This window comes from Curtobacterium sp. PhB137 (assembly GCF_003814955.1).
In the GTDB taxonomy this organism is placed as follows: Bacteria; Actinomycetota; Actinomycetes; order Actinomycetales; family Microbacteriaceae; genus Curtobacterium.
The window spans coordinates 447,348-464,441 of record NZ_RKQO01000006.1 but is presented as its reverse complement, the minus strand read 5'-3'; the positions used below and the strand labels follow the sequence as shown (position 1 = coordinate 464,441).

Here is a 17,094-nt window from a genome sequence, read left to right as displayed (position 1 = left end):
AGCGTGACGAACAACGGAATCACCCGCCGCGCGCTCATCGCGGGCGGTCTCGGGGTCGCAGCCACGGGCCTCCTGGCCAGCTGCTCCACCGTGACCCGCTCGACCGACGTCAAGGCGATCAACCAGGCGGTCACGCTGCCGGACTACGTGCCGTGGGCCGGCGGGCCGGAGCCGGCGTTCCCGAAGACGAGCGCCCTCATGCCGAGCGCCTTCCGGAAGATCCCGGCGGCCCTCGTGCCCACCGACGGCAAGCCCGGCGACGGCTCGACCGTGCACGGCAGCGTCCCGACGAACTCGCCCGTGCCGCCCTCGAAGGGCAGCAACCCGTACTGGCAGGGGCTCGACCAGCGGATGGGGATCGACCTCGACCTCACCATCACGCCGAACGCCGACTTCGGCAACAAGTTCGCCACGCAGGTCGCCGGCGACACCCTCGGCGACGTGTTCACGGTGTTCGGGTCGTTCCCGTACCTGCCGCAGTTCCTCGAGGCCAAGGCCGCCGACCTCAGTCCGCACCTGTCCGGCAGTGGCGTCCGCGACTACCCCTACCTCGCCAACCTGCCGACCGCGTCGTGGCGCGGCACCGTCTTCTCCGGCGGCATCTACGGCGTCCCCGTCCCGCGCGGACCGTTGACGTCGCAGGCCCTGTACCGCCGGCAGGACCGGTTCGAAGCCCTCGGCGTCGACCCCGCGTTCTCGAGCGTCGACGAGTTCGTGCAGGTCTGCCGCGACGTCTCGGACCCGCACAGCAACCGCTGGGCGCTCGCCTCGGTGCCGACGAACATCCTCGGTCCGATGCTCGGGCTGCCGAACCAGTGGCAGGTCGAGGGTGGCCGGTTCACCCACATGTACGAGCTGGACGAGTACCAGGACCTGCTCGAGGTGTCGCGGAAGCTCATCGCCGAGGACCTCGTCCACCCGGACAGCATCACCACCTACAACGGCAAGGTCTGGTTCGTGCAGGGCTCCGCCCTCATGCTCTCCGACACGTACAGCGCCATCCCCGGACTGCTGCAGCAGGCCACCCCGGGCAGCGGCTTCGAGCTGACCATCGCCCCCTTCGTCGGACCGTCCGGAGCGGAGTCGAAGCCGTGGCTCGGCGACCCGAACAACGCGATCGCGGCCGTCGCCGCCGGCGGTGAGGAGCGCGTGAAGATGCTCCTCGAGGTCCTGAACTGGTGCGCGTCGCCCTTCGGCACCGAGGCCTGGATGTACCGCAAGTTCGGCATCGAGGGCCGCGACTTCGAGTACCGCGACGGGTCCCCGGTCCTCACGAAGACCGGCAACAGCGAGACCGCGCTCGGCGAGTTCCCGTTGCAGTACTTCACCGAGTGCCCGCTGCCGCTGTACTACTCGGGCAACCCGACGATGACGGACACCGTCTACGAGTCGCTGTCGTCGTGGGTCGACCGCGGGCTGCAGAACCCCGCCTACGGCCTGTACTCGCCGACGAACTCGACGACCGGGCCGGCCCTCGGCACCTTCGCGACGAACGCGATCAACGACGTGCTGCTCGGGCGGGCGAAGGTGTCGTCGTGGAAGGGGACCGTGCGGGAGTGGCGTCGCCGGGGCGGTGACGCGATCCGCCGCGAGAACCAGCAGGCGTTGGCAGCGCGGTCGTCCTGACGCGCTGCGTCGTCGTCTGCCACGCGAGACGCCGTCGTCGTGCCGAGACGCCTCCCATCACCGAGACGCCGCGCCGTTTCGCGGCGTCTCGCGCACACGACGGCGTCGTGCGCGGCCCTGGACTCGGGGCGAGCGGACGGGAGGCCCGTGGCGGGGTCCGCCACGGGCCTCCCGTCCGTCAGCGTGGCCCGGCCACCCCGACCAGGTTGCCCGCAGGATCGCGGAAGTGCGCGACGGTGACCCCGCCGCCCTCGTTCCGGGGCGGTGGCAGTACCACCGACCCGCCCAGGCGCTCCGCGTCCTGCAGCGCGGCGGCGACGTCGTCGACGCCGACGTAGAAGACCGCGTGGGCGGCGAAGCCCGGACCGCCGCCGATGCCGCCCGCGACCGGACCCGCGCCGTCGACGGGTTCGAGGAACGAGTACGACGCCTGATCGGAGACGGCCGCAGCGACCGGCGCTCCGGGTGGCGCATCCCAACCGAACAGTGCGGCGTAGAAGGCGCGCAACCGATCCGGGTCGGGGCCGATGAGTTCGACGTGCACCACGGCGTTCGTCATGGGGCCGTTGTACTCCCGGCGCGGACCATGTGGACCTCGCGGACGCCGTCGTCGACCTGCTCGCTGCCGTCCGGCACGAAGCCGTGCTTGCGGTAGAACGCTTGCGCACGCGGATTCGGGTCGGCAACCCAGAGCGTGACCCGCTCGTCCGGGCCGACCACCGCGTCCAGGAGCCCGCTGCCGGCGCCGGATCCGTGGTGACCGTCGAGCAGGTAGAGGACGAAGAGGTGCACGTCTCCGGCACCCGCCCCGCCGGTCGCCGGACCCGCCATGGCGATGCCGACGACCGTTCCCTCGTGTTCGGTCACGGCAACCCGGTTCGCTGCGAACCGGGCGTCGGTGAGTGCCGCCGTCCAGAACGCTTCGCGACGGACGACGAAGGACGGGTCGTCGAGGACCTCGTCCCGCATCAGGCCGCGGTACGTCGTCCGCCACGATGCGACGTGGACGCGGGCCATCGCGGCCGCATCGGTCGGCAGCGCGGGTCGGACCGTCACGCCAGCCACGACGGATCGGCGAACAGGTCCTCGAGTTCCTGGACCAACCGCGAGGTGTGGAAACCGTCGGCTGCCGCGTGGTTGATCTGCAGCGCCAGCGGCATCACGGTGCGGTCACCCTCCGTCCGGTACCTGCCGAGCGTGATGATCGGCAACAGGTGGTCGTACCCGTCGCGGACGTGCAGCGCGAACCCCGTGAACGACGTGCGGGGGAAGGTCGAGACGTCGAACACGTTCCGGGGCCGGTCGTCCTGCGGGAACATCCGGACGTCGTCCCGGTACCGATCCATCGTGTCGACCGCGGCGGCGTGGAACCGGCCGGGGTCCTCGTCGTAGGGCACGACCAACGCCGAGAAGGTCTCCGTGTCCGGGTGGAACACCGTGAACATCGGGTGCACGACGTCCCAGACGCCGGGGGAGCCGTCGTCGAGCAGCTGCATCCGGAACTCGGCGCGGCGGTTGACGACGGTCGCGATCGCCCAGATCTGGGACGCGTAGGTCTTCGCCGCGCTCGTGCGGACCGCTGCGACGAAGGCCGTGACGTCGACGTCGACGGTCACCTCGTAGGTGCACTGCACACGCTGCCGGTAGTGCTCGAAGTGCTCGCGACGGGGCCAGGTGTCCAGGTCGATCGGTCGGAGCTCCGTCATGAAGTCAGTCTCGCGCGACCGGGCAGTGCCTAGGGTGGAGCCATGCCGACGCTCGAACGGGTTCCTGCCCTGACCGCCCCGGAACTGCTGGCCGCACCGGTGGCCGCAGCGCTCGCCGCGTTGCCCGCCGATGTCGCCGCACGGATCGAGGCAGCTCCGATCGACCCCGACCTGGCCGACACCGCTTCGTTCTCGGAGGCGTACGGCTTCCAGCTCGACGGCGGGGCGAACTGCATCATCGTCGCGGGCAAGCGCGGCGAGGACGTCCGGTTCGCCGCGTGCATCGTGCTCGCTCACACCCGCCTCGACGTGAACCGTGTCGTCCGGAAGCTGCTCGACGTGCGGAAGGCGAGCTTCGCGCCGATGGACCAGGCCGTGGAGCTGACGGGCATGGAGTACGGCGGGATCACCCCGATCGGGCTGCCCTCCGCTTGGCCGGTGTACGTCGATTCCCGCGTGCTCGATGCACCGGACGCGGTGATCGGTGCAGGCCGCCGCGGTGCGAAGGTGTTCCTGCCCGGCACCGTCCTCGGAGCGCTGCCGGGTGTGCAGGTCGTCGAGGGCTTGGCGACCGAGGGGCTCGCGACCGAAGGCTGATCAGTCGTTCGGGCGGATGAGGCAGAACGGGTGGCCCGCCGGGTCGAGGTAGACCCGGAACGTCGGGGTCGCCGAGCCCGTCGCGGTCGCACCGATCGCCAGGACCGCGGCCTCGCCGTCGTCGAGGTCCTCGACCTTCACGTCGAGGTGGCTCTGCTGCGGGACGAGCTGGCCGGGCCACTCGGGTGCGCGGTAGTCCTCGACCTGCTGGAACGCCAGGAGCGGCCGCTGGTCGGTGAAGGGGAGCGCGACCTCGGCCCAGTCCTCGTCGAAGCCGACGATCTCGCCGCCGAGCAGCTCCGCGTAGAAGCGTGCCAGGCCGCGAGGGTCTGCGCAGTCCAGGACGACCATGTCGAGTGTGCCGATCATGGCCGTCACGGTAGACCGATCAGCGCGCCGCGGTCAGGGCCTTCGTGATCCGCTGCAACGACACCGTCTCAGCGGTGCCGAGTTCCTGCGCGAACAGGCTGAGGCGGAACTCCTCGAGCATCCACCGCGCGTGCACGAGCTCGGGGTGCGAACCGACTGCCGGAGGGAAGGCCCCGCCGGCGTCGACGTAGCGGTCGGTGGCGACGGTGACCTCGCGCATCCACGTGGCATCGCGCCCGGGGTTCTGCAGCAGCTTCTGCACGCGCGCCTCGATGCCCTGCAGGTAGACCCGGATGCGCCGGAGCCGGTCGGTCCCGGCGACGGAGACGAACCCCGGGGAGACGAGACGCTCCATCTGCTGGCGCATGTCCGTCAGCGCACCGAGCAGGGACATCGAGTTCGCCTGCTTGAGTGCTCGTTCGGCGGACCGTTGGGCGAGGAGCACGGCAGCGAGCTCGGACACCGCCGTGAACATCGTGTCGACGACCGTCGCCGACACGGCGTCACGGACCGCTTCGAACGCGGCCTTCGTGAACACGAGCCCGTCCGGGTGAGCGCGACGGATCACCGCGTCGACGACGGCCGCGAGCACGTCGTCGAAGAGTGCGTTCGTGGAGGCGTACGGGCTCGCGGCGAGTGCGAGCTTCTCCTGCGCGGTCAGGTGCGACTGGATGTACGACACCGGCGACGGCACCGCGAGCATCACCAGGCGACGGACCCCGGCGGGCATGCGCACCTGCCGGTCGGACGGCGTCGCGAGCAACTGCACGCCGACGGTCGCCTTCGGGCCGGAGCCCTCCTCCACCAGGGACGGGTAGGCACGGATGACACCACCGGCCTGCTTGGTGTCGAGGGTCTGTGGCAGGTCCTGGGGCGGCCACGTGGTGAGGCCGGACTGTTCCACCCCGGCACCGCCACCGGCGGCGGCGACGCGAGCCGCGCCTCCTGGCTGTCCCGCAGCCCGCACCGTGGCGGAGGCGACACTCTGCTGCGTGCGGTCCTTGAGCTTCGTCTGCAGGACCGACAGGTCCTTGCCGGCCTCGACGCGCCGACCACGTTCGTCGACGACCGCCCAGGTCGGCAGCAGGTGCGACGGCACGCGGGCCAGGTCGAAGTCGGACTCCGACACCGGCACGTAGGTCATGCGCTGGATCGCTTTGGCCAGGGTCGCGCGGAACGACTCGGTCGGCTCGGTCGGGGCGTCGTCCGGCAGTTCGGCGACGATCTTCTCGGCCCAGTCGGCTGCGGGTACGACGTTCTTGCGGATCTGCTTCGGCAGCGACTTGATGAGGGCGGTCACGAGCTCCTTGCGGAGGCCGCGGACCTGCCAGTCGAAGCCCTCTTCGCGCATGCGGGGGAGCAGTGCGAGCGGAACCTGCACGCTGACGCCGTCGTCCTGCGCGCCCGGCTCGAAGCGGTACTGGATCGCGAGTCGCTGGTCGCCGCTCCGCCACTGGGTCGGGTACTCGACGTCGTCCTCCGCCGCCTCGGCAGCGGATTCGTCCAGGAGGTCCGCCCGGCGCATCGTGAGCAGGTCCGGTTGGTCGCGGCGCGTCGTCCGCCACCACCCCTCGAAGTCGCGGGTCGTCGCGATGTCGGCGGGGATGCGGGCGTCGTAGAACTCGTAGACGTTCTCGTCGTCGAGCAGGATGTCGCGGCGGCGCGTGCGCTCCTCGAGCTGCTCGAGTTCCTTGCGGAGCTTCCGGTTGGCACGGTCGAACGCCTGCTGCGACTCCCACTCGCCCTCGACCAGGGCGTGGCGGATGAAGAGCTCGCGCGAGTGCTCCGGGTCGATCCGGGCGTACTGCACGCGGCGCCGCTGCACGATCGGGACGCCGAACAGGGTCACCCGCTCGTAGGCGACGACCGCGCCCTGCTTCTTCTCCCAGTGCGGTTCGCCGTAGGTGCGCTTCAGCAGGTCACCGGCGAGGGGCTCGACCCAGGCGGGGTCGATCCGGCCGACGGTCCGTGCGAACAGTCGACTGGTCTCGACGAGTTCGGCCGCCATCACCGCGTCGGGCTGCTTCTTCGCGAGCACACTGCCCGGGAACACCACGAACCGGGTGTTCCGCGAGCCGAGGTAGTCGCGCTTCTCGCGGTCGCGCAGCCCGATCTGGCTGAGCAGACCGGCGAGCAGGGACCGGTGCACCGCGTCGCCGTCGTCGGAACGGGACTGCCCGACCCGGACGTCGACCTGCTTCGCGGCGCGGGAGAGCTGGCGGTAGAGGTCCTGCCACTCGCGGATGCGCAGGTAGTTGAGGAACTCGGCCTTGCAGAGCCGGCGGAACGCGCTCGACGACAGCTCGTCCTGCTTGTCCTCGATGTAGTTCCACAGCGCGAGCAGGGTGAGGAAGTCGCTCGTCGGGTCGGCGAAGCGGGCGTGCATCTGGTCGGCGTGGGCGCGCTTCTCGAGCGGGCGTTCGCGGGGGTCCTGGATGCTCAGGGCACTGACGACGGCGACGACCTCGCGACCGACGCCCTGGCGCCCGGCCTCGAGCACCATCCGGCCGAGCCGCGGGTCGATCGGCAGCCGGGTGAGCTGTCGTCCGGACTTGGTGATCCGGCCGTCCTTGTCGACGGCTCGGAGTTCGCGCAGCAGGTCCAGGCCGTCCTTCACGCCGCGGGAGTCCGGTGGCTGCAGGAACGGGAACGACTCGATGTCGCCGAACCCGAGCGAGATCATCTGCAGGATCACCGCGGCGAGGTTCGTCCGCAGGATCTCGGGGTCGGTGAACTCGTCGCGACGCTCGAAGTCGTCTTCGGAGTAGAGCCGGATCGCGATGCCGGCGCTCGTGCGGCCCGCTCGACCCGAACGCTGGTTCGCGCTGGCCTGCGAGATCGCCTCGATCGGCAGCCGCTGCACCTTGGCGCGCGGGGAGTACCGCGAGATGCGGGCGGTCCCGGTGTCGATGACGTACTTGATGCCGGGCACCGTCAGCGAGGTCTCGGCGACGTTCGTGGCGAGCACCACGCGTCGGCGGATCCCCGGCGTCGTGCGTCGGTCGAACACGCGGTGCTGGTCGGCGGCGGAGAGCCGGCCGTACAGGGGCAGGACCTCGGTGCCCTGGTAGCGCTTGCCCTCGATCGCGTCCTGCGCGTCACGGATCTCGTTCTCGCCGGACAGGAACACGAGCACGTCGCCGGGTTCTTCGCGCGCGAGTTCGTCGAGTGCGTCGGTGATCCCCTGCAGGGTGTCGCGGTCGTCGGCGCCGTTCGCCCCGCCGCGGTCGGCCGTGCGCGAGTCGGTCTCGTCGTCCTCATCGGTGTCGTCCGCGTCCTCGGACACGAGCGGGCGGTACCGGATCTCGACGGGGTAGGTCCGCCCGGAGACCTCGATGATCGGGGCATCGCCGAAGTGCTTCGAGAAGGACTCGGGGTCGATCGTCGCGCTCGTGATGATGAGCTTGAGGTCAGGGCGCCGCACCAGGAGTCGCTTGAGGTACCCGAGCAGGAAGTCGATCGTGAGCGACCGCTCGTGCGCCTCGTCGATGATGATCGTGTCGTACCGCTTCAGGTCGCGGTCGAAGTGGATCTCGTTCAGCAGGATGCCGTCGGTCATCAGCTTGATGCGGGTGTTCGACGACACCTTGTCGGTGAACCGGACCTGGTAGCCGACCAGGTCGCCGAGGTCGCTGCCGAGCTCTTCGGACACGCGCTCGGCGATGGTGCGAGCGGCGATCCGGCGGGGCTGGGTGTGCCCGATGTGCTCACGCCCCAGCTCGAGGCAGATCTTCGGCAGCTGGGTGGTCTTGCCCGAGCCGGTGGCACCCGCGACGATGACGACCTGGTTGTCACGGATGGCGGCCGCGATGTCGTCCCGCCGCTGCGAGACCGGCAGTTCGGGCGGGTACGTGATGACTGGCGGCGTGGGAGACATGAGCATTCCAGGATACCGTCACGCCGCCGGTGCTGCGAGTCCGGCGGCGAGGTCCGCCGCGGATCGAGCGGGCAGGGCGCACACGCGGTCGTGGCAGACGTACGCAGCCGGGTCGAGGGCGTCCCGTGCCTCGAACAGTTCGAACCCCGCAGCCGCCCAATCCGCAGCCTGCGTCGGGGTCACACGAGCGATGACCGTGCCGGGTCGGCGCGCGGCGCGGACGGCGTCGCGGAGCGGGTCGTGCTGGTCCGACGTCACGACCACGACCTCGCGCGAGGGTCGTTGCAGGCCGAGTGCGACACCGAGGGCGTCGGCGTGCCCGAGCGGTCGCTCGGTACCCGTCGTCGCGCGGTCGGCCACCAACCGCGCCGCCGCTGTCCGGTACGCGGAGTCCCCGGTCAACGCCGCGAGGCCGGCTGCCGCTGCGGCCAGCGCCACCGTGCCGGAGCGCATCGCGGTCTGCGGCTGTTCCCCGGTCGCCGTGCCCGCTCCGGCGAGCACGGCGTCGACGTCGAACCGGTTCGCCAGGCCGTCGTCGACCAGGGAACGAGCCGTCACGGCGTAGGTGACCTCGCCGGTCACCAGGGCGAGCTGGAGCAGACCCTCGGCCAGCAGCCCGACGTCCTCGATGGTCGCCGGTGCTGCTGACGCGCCGCGAGGCGTGCTCGAGCGGACCACGACGTGCCCGTCACGCACGTGCGACCGCAGCAGCGCATCGGCCGCATCCCGGGCGAGGCCGATCATCTCGGGGTCGTCGTGGCGGTCACCGGCGATCGCGAGTCCGCGGATCGCCAGGCCGTTCCAGCCGGTCAGGACCTGTTCGTCGAGTGGTGGCGGCTCGAGGAGCGCGCGCTCCGACAGCGGCCGCCGGTACCACCCGCCCTCCACCCGCTGGCCGTCGATCGTGGACTCGCTGTCCTGCGCGGCGACGAACGCCCCGTCGTCCTGCCGCAGGGTGTCGCGCAGGAAGTCCGCGATGCCGCGCGCCTGTTCGGCACCGGCGACCGCGAGGAGTCCGGCGTTGTCGTAGAGCATCCGCTCGTAGTGCGGCACAGTCCAGTCGCGCTTGGTGGCGTACCGGAAGACACCGCCGTCGGCATCGGTCAGCTCGGAGGCCCGGATCGCGTGGAGCGACCGGTCCAGCAGGCCGTCGGCCTCGGCGTCGCCGTCGCGTGCCGCGTCGGCGAGGAACTCCAGCAGCGGCGTCCTCGGGAACTTCGGAGCACCGCCGAAACCACCGTAGGTGGTGTCCTCTGCCTGCGACAACTGATCGGTGACGGCCCGGATGCTGTCGGCGGACGGGAGGCCCGTGGCTGCTCCGCCAGCACCCTCGCCAGCGCGGGCGGTCGCGTCCGCCTCGGCCCCCTGCCGGATCGCCGTCGCGATGGCCGCGGCGTTCGCGTCGACCTCGTGCCGCCGCTCGGTCCACGCATCGAGCACCGCCGCCAGGATCTGCCGGAACGCGGGCACCTGACCGACGGGGGTCGGCGGGAAGTAGGTGCCGGCGAAGAACACGTGGCCCTCGGGCGTCAGGAACGTCGTCAGGGGCCACCCGAGCTGCTGCGTGAACGCGCTCGCAGCGGCCATCAGGCTTGCGTCGACGTCGGGACGTTCTTCGCGGTCGACCTTGACGGCGACGAAGTCCTGACGGAGGAGTGCGCCGATCTCCGGATCGGCGAAGCTCTCACGCGCCATGACGTGGCACCAGTGGCACGTGGCGTAGCCGACCGACACCAGGACCGGGACGCCGCGCTCACGTGCCTCGGCGAAGGCTTCGGGGCCCCACTCGCGCCAGTCCACGGGGTTGTCGGCGTGCAGCCGGAGGTACGGGCTGACCGAGGTGCCGAGTCGGTTGTCGTTCATGGCTCCAGCGTGCCCCGTGGCGACTGAGCGGGCCAGCGACGGACGCGATCTGTGGACGGATCGCGGAGTCCACAGGCCGCAGCGGGACGGTCAGCGGGGGAGCCACCCCGTCAACGCGGCGAGACGCTGTGCGACCTGGTTGGGGGTGAGACCGTCCGTGTCCACCCGGGTGACCGTGTCCCCGGAAGCCGAGTCGAGCCTCCCGGCCGTCCGCGTGCTGTGCGCGAGCTGCGCCTGCGGGACCTCGCCACCCGACCGTCGGGCCAGCCGCTCGGCGGTGGGACCGTCCGCCGCGCGCAGCAGGACCGTCGTGACCACGGGGTCGTCGCCCATGGCGGCCGCCAGACGCTCGTGTTCCAGCACGGAAACGGTGTTCGTGTAGACCAGCCGGTGGTGGCCGAGCTCGCGGTAGGACGTCCACAGGGCTGCGAGGTTCCGCTCCGCGAGCCGCGCTTCGGGGTGCTCGACGTGCGGTGCCGGGTGCGCCAGGTCGAGCAGGTCGCCCTCGATCACCGCGTGGCGCACGTCCGCGGCGACGAGCAGGTCGTGCAGCGCCTCGGCAGCGGTGGACTTGCCGACACCGGACCGCCCGCCGATGAACAGGACCTCGGAGCGGGGCGTGCTCGGCACCGTCACCCGAGGCCCAGCGACAGGAGCGCGAGGGCAGCGTCCTCGGGGCCGTAGTCGAACATGCGCTCCCAGAACGGGTCGTCGGCCCACGGCACGTCGCCGTCCGCCGGTGTGGACTGCGCCGTCTCCACCAACCAGTCGAGTTCGGGCAGGACCGCGGTCGCGAAGGTCGGCGGCTGCCACCCGAGCGTCCGTGCCGCCGTCGTGTCGAGGACGAACGGTGACGGCGACGACCACGGGGTCGTGCCGACGAAGGCAGGGGCGTCCGCGTCGAGCAGGACCTCGTCGAACCGGTGGTCGAGGTGCCCAGCGATCGTCCGCACGATCTCGAGCGCCGTCGGAGCGGAGTCGTCGGCGACGTTGAGGATGCGCCGGTCCGGAGCGTCCGCGACCAGTCGGACGAGCGAGCCGATGCCGCTCGCCGCCGTCGTGTGGTCCACACCGCGGCCGTGGTCGGCGAGCAGGATGCGTTCCCGGCCGTCGAGGACCCGGCGGACCACGAACCACTCTCGCGGACGGCCGATGCCGATGCCGTACACCTTCGACGGGCGCAGCACCGTGACCGGGGCGCCGTGGTCGAGCAGCACTTGCTCGGACGCCACCTTCGCCGCGCCGTAGCCGTCACGGCTGGTCGGGTCGCCGTCGCCCGCCGTGACGGTCGGCTGGATCTCGGTGACCGCGGCGCCGAAGACCGGCTTGTCCGTCGAGTTCGCGTGCCGGCCCTGGTCGTCGACGTAGACCGCACGCGAGGAGACGAACACGGTGGACCCGACGTCGTCGAGGAACGGCAGGAGCTGCGTCGCGTCGTCGCGGGTCAGCCCCACGGTGTCGACGAGCAGGTCCGCGCCGGGGCGGAGGACGTCGCGCAGGGTGCTCGTGTCGCGGCGGTCACCCGCGGTGAAGGTCGCGCCGCGGGCGGTGAGGGAATCGGCTGCCGGGCCACCGCGGCGCGCGATGACGTCGACCTGCCAGTCGTCGCCGCCCCGCCCGGAGGCGTCGAGGAGTTCACGCGCGACGGCCGAACCGATCCCGCCGGTACCGCCGAGGATGACCGCGCGTCTGGAGCTCATGCGCCAACGCTAGCCGGGGCGCGCGTCGTCGTCAGGACGCCAGGGCCTCGGGCTCGTGCCGCCACCAGTCCAGCAGCGAGCCGTCGTACACGGTGACCTTGTCGTGGCCGAGCACGGTCAGCGCCAGGGCATCGACGCACGCGGCGCTACCGACCCCGCAGTACGTCACGATCTCGTCCTCGCCGACGACCGCGGCGAACGCCTCGGCGAGCTTCGGCCCGCGCAGGTACGCGTTGGTGTCCGGGTCGACCAGGGTGTCCACGGTGATCGGGGTGCTCCCCGGGATGATCGGCGGGTGGTCGTCGCCGAGGGCCGCTGCGGGCGCAGCGAACACCAGTGCCGCAGGCTGTTCGCCCGTCACTGCTCGGCGGACACGGGCGTGGTCGGCCCAGAGCGGGCGTTCTTCACCGGCGAGGAAGGCGCTGTCGTCGTCGGGCGCCTTCGCCGGCGATGGTGCCTGGCGCAGTGCACCGACGCGGACCGGCCGGCCCTCGTCGCGCCACTTCGTGAACCCGCCGTCGAGGACCGCGACGGAGTCGAAGCCGAACGACCGGAAGATCCACCACAGCCGCGCCGACCACTCGCCGACGCTGTCGTCGTAGACCACGACCGTCGAGGTGTTCGTGACGCCGAGGTCGCCGGCAGCTGCCTCGAACCGTTCGGCACTCGGGCGGGTGAAGGGCACCTCGGCGCCCGGCGTGGAGAACGCGTCGACGAGGTCGGCGAAGCGGGCGCCGGGGACGTGCCCGCGCTGCTCGTAGGAGTCGACCGCGGAGTGCCACATCGTCTCGAGGCCGGTCCCCACCGTGTGCACGGAGGCGTCGAGGACGACGAGCTCGTCACCACCGAGGTGGTCGGCGAGCCACTGCGTCGACACGAGCGGCGAGGTCAGGACGGGGGCCATGCCGCACACGATAATGCGGACCACTGACGGGTGACAGGGAAACCGACACACTGCGCAACCGGGGCGCGTGTGGTGGCTGGTGCGTCGACTCGGAACGACACGGTGGTCGTCGTACGACATCGCGATCGTCGTTCCGAGTCGGCAGCCCCGCCGGCGCCCGCCCCGCCCCGGCCCGCACCCACACGCACGCACGAACGGCCCGCCCCGGCAGAACCAGGACGGGCCGTTCGGACGAGCTGACGCGTCAGTGTGCGGCGGCGGGGATGCTCCCGGTCGTCGTGGACGCGGCGTGGGCGAGCCGGTCGAGCCGCACCGACTGCCGGTTGATGAGCAGGCCACCCGCCAGGGCGACGAGCACGAGCACACCGGCCGAGATGCCGAACGCCACGTGGTAGCCGTCGAGCGTGGCCTGCGCCTGCTGCAGCTTCGTGGGCGCCGCCGACAGCCCGGTCAGGCTGTTCTTCACGACGTCGGCGAAGATCGTCGACAGCAGCGCCGTGCCGATCGAGCCACCGATCTGCTGCATGGTGTTCACCGTCGCCGAGGCCACACCGGCGTCGGCTCGGGCCACCCCGGTGGTCGCGGTGTTCATCGCGGACGAGAAGATCGTGCCCATGCCGAGCCCGATGACGATCAGCGCCGGCAGGACGGTGCCCGCGTAGGAGCTGTCCAGGTCGGTGCGCAGCAGCAGGAGCAGGCCGATCGCGGCGACGAGGCCACCGGCGAAGATCAGGATCTTCGGGCCGATGCGCGGCAGCAGTCGCCCACCGATCTGCGTCGCCGAGATCATGATCGACAGCGGCATCGGCAGGAAGGCCAGACCGGTCTGCAGCGAGCTGAACCCGAGGGTCTGCTCGAGGTAGTAGGTCAGGAACAGGAAGATGCCGAACATGCCGATCGCCACCAGGCCGATCGCGATGAACGACCCACCGCGGTCACGGTCGAGCACGACCCGCAGCGGCAGCAGCGGGTGCGCCACACGGGTCTCGATGAACACGAACGCGGCGATCAGGACGACGCCACCGGCGAGCATCGCGATGGTGACGGGGGAGTCCCAGCCGTTGGTCTCGGCGTTCGAGAACCCGTAGACGACGCCGACCAGACCGGCGGTGATGGTGATGACGCCGGCGACGTCGATGCGCGGGCGATCGACCTTCGGCGGCTTCTCCATGAACACGAGCGCGCCGATCACGCCGAGCACGGCGAAGACGACGTTGACGTAGAGGCACCAGCGCCACGACGCGTACTCGGTGAGCACGCCGCCCAGGAGCAGGCCGATGGCCGCACCGGAACCGGCGATCGAGCCGAAGATGCCGAACGCACGACCGCGCTCCTTCGGGTCGCGGAACGTGGTGGTCAGCATGCCGAGCGCGGACGGTGCGAGCAGGGCGCCGAAGACACCCTGGAGGGCGCGGGCCGCGACGAGCAGGCCGAACGAGTCGGCGAGGCCGCCGAGCACGGACGCGACCGCGAAGCCGACCAGGCCGATGATGAACGTGTTCTTGCGGCCGAACAGGTCGCCGAGGCGCCCGCCGAGCAGCAGGAGCGAGCCGAACGCCAGCGAGTACGCGGTGACGATCCACTGGCGCTGGTCGGTGCCGAACCCCAGGTCGGCCTGGGCCGAGGGGAGCGCGATGTTCACGATCGTGGCGTCGAGCACGACCATCAGCTGGGCGAGGGCGATGACCGCCAGGGCGATCCAGCGGTGGTTGCTCTTGGCGGGGGTGGTGCCAGAAGTCGTGGGTGCTGCCCCGGTGGGGGTCGGCACGGTGTGTTCTGCCGTCACGGCAGCCTCCTTCGAGAAGGTTGGAGGGGGAGCACGAAGCGCGCACCGTCGGGCGTTTCGAAGAGGGGAGGTGTCAAACGGATGCACGGCATCCGTTTGTCGACAGTGTAGACCGAAACGGAGGGTCCGCATCCACTTATTCCCAGAAAGTTCAACTAGGTTCGGCATCGTGAGCACCACCGAGTCCGCGCCCGACCTCGAGCGCCCGCTGCGCGCCGATGCGGCACGCAACCGCGAGCTGATCCTGCAGACCGCTCGCAAGTGCTTCGCGGAGCGCGGGCTGTCGGTCACCCTGAACGACATCGCGCACGAAGCGGGGGTCGGTGTCGGCACCGTGTACCGGCGCTTCGCCGACAAGGACTCCCTGATCGAGGCGCTGCTCGCCACCAAGTTCGAGGCGATGAACGACGCAGCGGCCCGCGCCGCCGACGTCGTCGACCCGCGCGAGGCCCTGCGGGTCTACCTGACCGGGGTGTTCGAGTTCCGCGCCCGCGACCGTGCGCTCGCCGACGCCATCGTGCGTGCGGGCAAGGCGCGTCCGTCGATCGTGCAGGAGCGTGACCGGTTGGAACGCCAGGTCTCCGCGATCATCGGGCGGGCCGAGACCGCCGGGGTGGTCCGCCCCGGCTTCGACTACCGCGACCTCCCGATGCTCACCGCCATGGTGGGTGCCGTCGCGGACGCCACCCGCGAGCACGACCCGAACGCCTGGCGCCGGTACGCCGAACTCCTCATCGAGGGCGTCCTGCCGCAGACCCGGACCGCGCCGAGCATGGTCGGCGACCCGCTCGACCGCGAGTCGATCGAGCGCGCGCTGCACGCGCAGTCCTGACGCGTCCCCGCGGACCGCGCGCGGCTCCGGTGCCAACCGACTCCGGACGGGAGGCCCGTGGCGGAGTCGACCCGTGCCTCCCGTCCGGCGGTCTGGTCGCGACCAGTGCGCCGGGCCGGTCACGACCAGCGCGCCGGGCCGACACCCGACGCGCGCTACAGCCAGCTCGGCAGCCAGTAGTGCGACCGGATGAAGTCCCACGGCACCTGGATCGCGGTCCACATCGGGTACCAGTACGCCGACGCGAGCACGACCACGACCAGGTACACGCCGACCCAGACGATCGCCCGGGTCCGTCGGGGCCGCGGATCGGTCCGTGAGCCGAGCACCAACCCGATCGCCGCCGCCAGTGCCATCACCATGAAGGGCTCGAAGGCGATCGTGTAGAACTGGAAGACCGTCCGGTTGACGTACATCAGCCACGGCAGGTAGCCCGCGGCGACGCCGAGCAGGACGAAGCCGTACTGCCACTGTCGGCGCAGGATCCAGAGCACGAGCAGCGCCACGGTCGCGATGACCGCCGCGTACCAGATGAACGGGTTCGCGACGCCGGTGATCGCCTCGCCGCAGCGGCTCGCCGAGCAGCCGTCCTGGCCGGCATCGGTCCCGACGTAGAACATCGACGTGGGCCGCTGCATCACGAGCCAGAGCAGCGGGTTCGCCTGGTACGAGTGCGGCGTGTGCAGCCCGATGTTGAAGTTGTAGATCTCCGACTGGTAGTGCCACCAGTTCTGCAGACTGTCCGGCACCCACCGGAGCAATCCGGTCCAGCGTTCGCCGCCGGAGGCCAGCCAGTTCCGGTCCCAGCCGTCCTTCGACACGAACCAGCCGGTCCACGACGCGACGTAGGTGACGGCGGCGATCGGCACGGTGAGCAGGAACGACACGGGGGCCTGCTGCAGCAGCGCGCTGGACGACCAGAACTCGACCCCCGCACGGCGGCGCATCATCATGTCGCTCAGCACGGAGTACACGGCGAAGAACGCCAGGAAGTACATCCCCGACCACTTCGTCGCGGTGGCCAACCCCATCGTCAGCCCCATCGCGAACAGCCACGGACGCCACCAGAGCACGGGCCCCCACAGGGTGTCCCGGCCGGCGGCGACGCGCTCGGCGACCCAGTCGTCGAGCCGCCGCTGACTCCGGCGCCGGTCGAGCAGGAGCGCCCCGAACCCGAGCACGACGAAGAACGTCAGGATCCCGTCGAGCAGCGTGACGCGGGACATCACGATGGCCTGGCCGTCGATCGCGAGCAGGCCGCCGGCGAGCGTGCCGACCAGGGTGGAGCGGAACAGCGACCGGGCGATCACCGCGGTGAGGAACACCGTCGCGATGCCGAGCACGGCGACGGCGAACCGCCAGCCGAACGAGTTGTCCGCCCCGAACAGGAGCATGCCGAGCCCGATCAGGTACTTGCCGAGCGGCGGGTGCGCGATGAACTCCGCGGCGCTGGTGAAGATGTCCGTCTCACCACTCGAGAACCGGTCGTCGGTCGTCGGGGCGGAGTCGCTGCTCGGGTTCGCCGGCCAGGTGCCCTCGTAGCCGAGGTGGACGATCGACCAGCCGTCCTTGACGTAGTAGGTCTCGTCGAAGACCAGGGAGTGCGGGTTCCCCAGGTTCGCCAGGCGCAGCACGGCGGCGAGCAGCGTCACCGCGATCGGTCCGGCCCAGCGCCACACCGCGACGCGCTGGGCGGTGGAGAGCACCCGCCCCCACCAGTCGTCGAGGCGCGAGCCGACCGGCCCGTCGGACACGGCCGTGCGGTCGTCGGTCAGCTCGCTGGTCATCGTTGAGCATCCTACGGATCGACCGCATGTCCGCGCTGCGACCCCGC

General features: G+C 71.1%; 14 protein-coding genes. 3 read left to right on the top strand and 11 right to left on the bottom strand.

The features are described from left to right. Nucleotides 1–3 precede the first annotated feature (3 nt). Nucleotides 4–1,626 carry a hypothetical protein gene (locus EDF28_RS11815; RefSeq protein WP_123938406.1) on the top strand — a complete coding sequence of 541 codons (1,623 nt, stop codon included), beginning with the start codon at nt 4–6 and terminating at the stop codon, nt 1,624–1,626. A 178-nt stretch (nt 1,627–1,804) separates the two neighbouring features. Here EDF28_RS11815 and EDF28_RS11810 read toward each other — a convergent pair whose 3' ends face one another. From EDF28_RS11810 to EDF28_RS11800, 3 genes are read right to left on the bottom strand one after another with little or no spacing between them, the layout of a single operon-like run. Continuing rightward, nucleotides 1,805–2,185 (bottom strand): VOC family protein, encoded by a 381-nt coding sequence (locus EDF28_RS11810; RefSeq protein ID WP_123938405.1) that lies wholly within the window; start codon nt 2,183–2,185, stop codon nt 1,805–1,807. Further along, entirely contained in the window at nt 2,182–2,682 is a 501-nt protein-coding gene (locus tag EDF28_RS11805; protein ID WP_260154921.1) for a GNAT family N-acetyltransferase, read from the bottom strand. The genes EDF28_RS11810 and EDF28_RS11805 overlap by 4 nt, the downstream gene beginning before the upstream one ends. Beyond that, complete coding sequence (locus EDF28_RS11800) at nt 2,679–3,332, bottom strand: CatA-like O-acetyltransferase (protein ID WP_123938404.1); 654 nt, start codon at nt 3,330–3,332, stop codon at nt 2,679–2,681. Before EDF28_RS11800 ends, EDF28_RS11805 begins: the two co-directional genes overlap by 4 nt. Before the next feature lie 42 nt (nt 3,333–3,374). On the opposite strand from EDF28_RS11800, the gene EDF28_RS11795 reads away from it, so the two are divergent. Further along, a complete protein-coding gene (locus tag EDF28_RS11795; RefSeq protein WP_123938403.1) occupies nt 3,375–3,929 on the top strand; it encodes a YbaK/EbsC family protein in 555 nt (184 codons plus the stop codon). On the opposite strand, the gene EDF28_RS11790 is transcribed toward EDF28_RS11795, so the two are convergent. From EDF28_RS11790 to EDF28_RS11760, 7 genes are all read right to left on the bottom strand, one after another. Continuing rightward, the gene (locus EDF28_RS11790) at nt 3,930–4,298 is read right to left on the bottom strand and encodes a VOC family protein (RefSeq protein WP_123292292.1); all 369 of its coding nucleotides are present in this window, start codon (nt 4,296–4,298) and stop codon (nt 3,930–3,932) included. A 19-nt stretch (nt 4,299–4,317) separates the two neighbouring features. After that, nucleotides 4,318–8,175: an ATP-dependent RNA helicase HrpA gene (gene hrpA, locus EDF28_RS11785; RefSeq protein WP_123938402.1), complete on the bottom strand. Its 3,858-nt coding sequence runs from the start codon at nt 8,173–8,175 to the stop codon at nt 4,318–4,320. 18 nt (nt 8,176–8,193) lie between these two features. After that, entirely contained in the window at nt 8,194–10,038 is a 1,845-nt protein-coding gene (locus tag EDF28_RS11780) for a thioredoxin domain-containing protein (protein WP_123938401.1), read from the bottom strand. 90 nt (nt 10,039–10,128) lie between these two features. After that, a complete protein-coding gene (locus EDF28_RS11775) occupies nt 10,129–10,668 on the bottom strand; it encodes an AAA family ATPase (RefSeq protein ID WP_123938400.1) in 540 nt (179 codons plus the stop codon). A 2-nt stretch (nt 10,669–10,670) separates the two neighbouring features. After that, complete coding sequence (locus tag EDF28_RS11770; RefSeq protein ID WP_123938399.1) at nt 10,671–11,738, bottom strand: NAD(P)-dependent oxidoreductase; 1,068 nt, start codon at nt 11,736–11,738, stop codon at nt 10,671–10,673. A 31-nt stretch (nt 11,739–11,769) separates the two neighbouring features. Beyond that, nucleotides 11,770–12,642 (bottom strand): sulfurtransferase, encoded by an 873-nt coding sequence (locus EDF28_RS11765; RefSeq protein WP_159573772.1) that lies wholly within the window; start codon nt 12,640–12,642, stop codon nt 11,770–11,772. A 244-nt stretch (nt 12,643–12,886) separates the two neighbouring features. Then, nucleotides 12,887–14,428 (bottom strand): MFS transporter, encoded by a 1,542-nt coding sequence (locus tag EDF28_RS11760; RefSeq protein ID WP_123291813.1) that lies wholly within the window; start codon nt 14,426–14,428, stop codon nt 12,887–12,889. Between the two features lie 169 nt (nt 14,429–14,597). On the opposite strand from EDF28_RS11760, the gene EDF28_RS11755 reads away from it, so the two are divergent. After that, on the top strand, nt 14,598–15,260 hold the full coding sequence (locus EDF28_RS11755; RefSeq protein ID WP_165901439.1) for a TetR/AcrR family transcriptional regulator: 663 nt from the start codon (nt 14,598–14,600) through the stop codon (nt 15,258–15,260). A gap of 155 nt (nt 15,261–15,415) precedes the next feature. On the opposite strand, the gene EDF28_RS11750 is transcribed toward EDF28_RS11755, so the two are convergent. Further along, nucleotides 15,416–17,047 (bottom strand): dolichyl-phosphate-mannose--protein mannosyltransferase, encoded by a 1,632-nt coding sequence (locus EDF28_RS11750; protein WP_123938396.1) that lies wholly within the window; start codon nt 17,045–17,047, stop codon nt 15,416–15,418. Nucleotides 17,048–17,094: the final 47 nt, after the last annotated feature.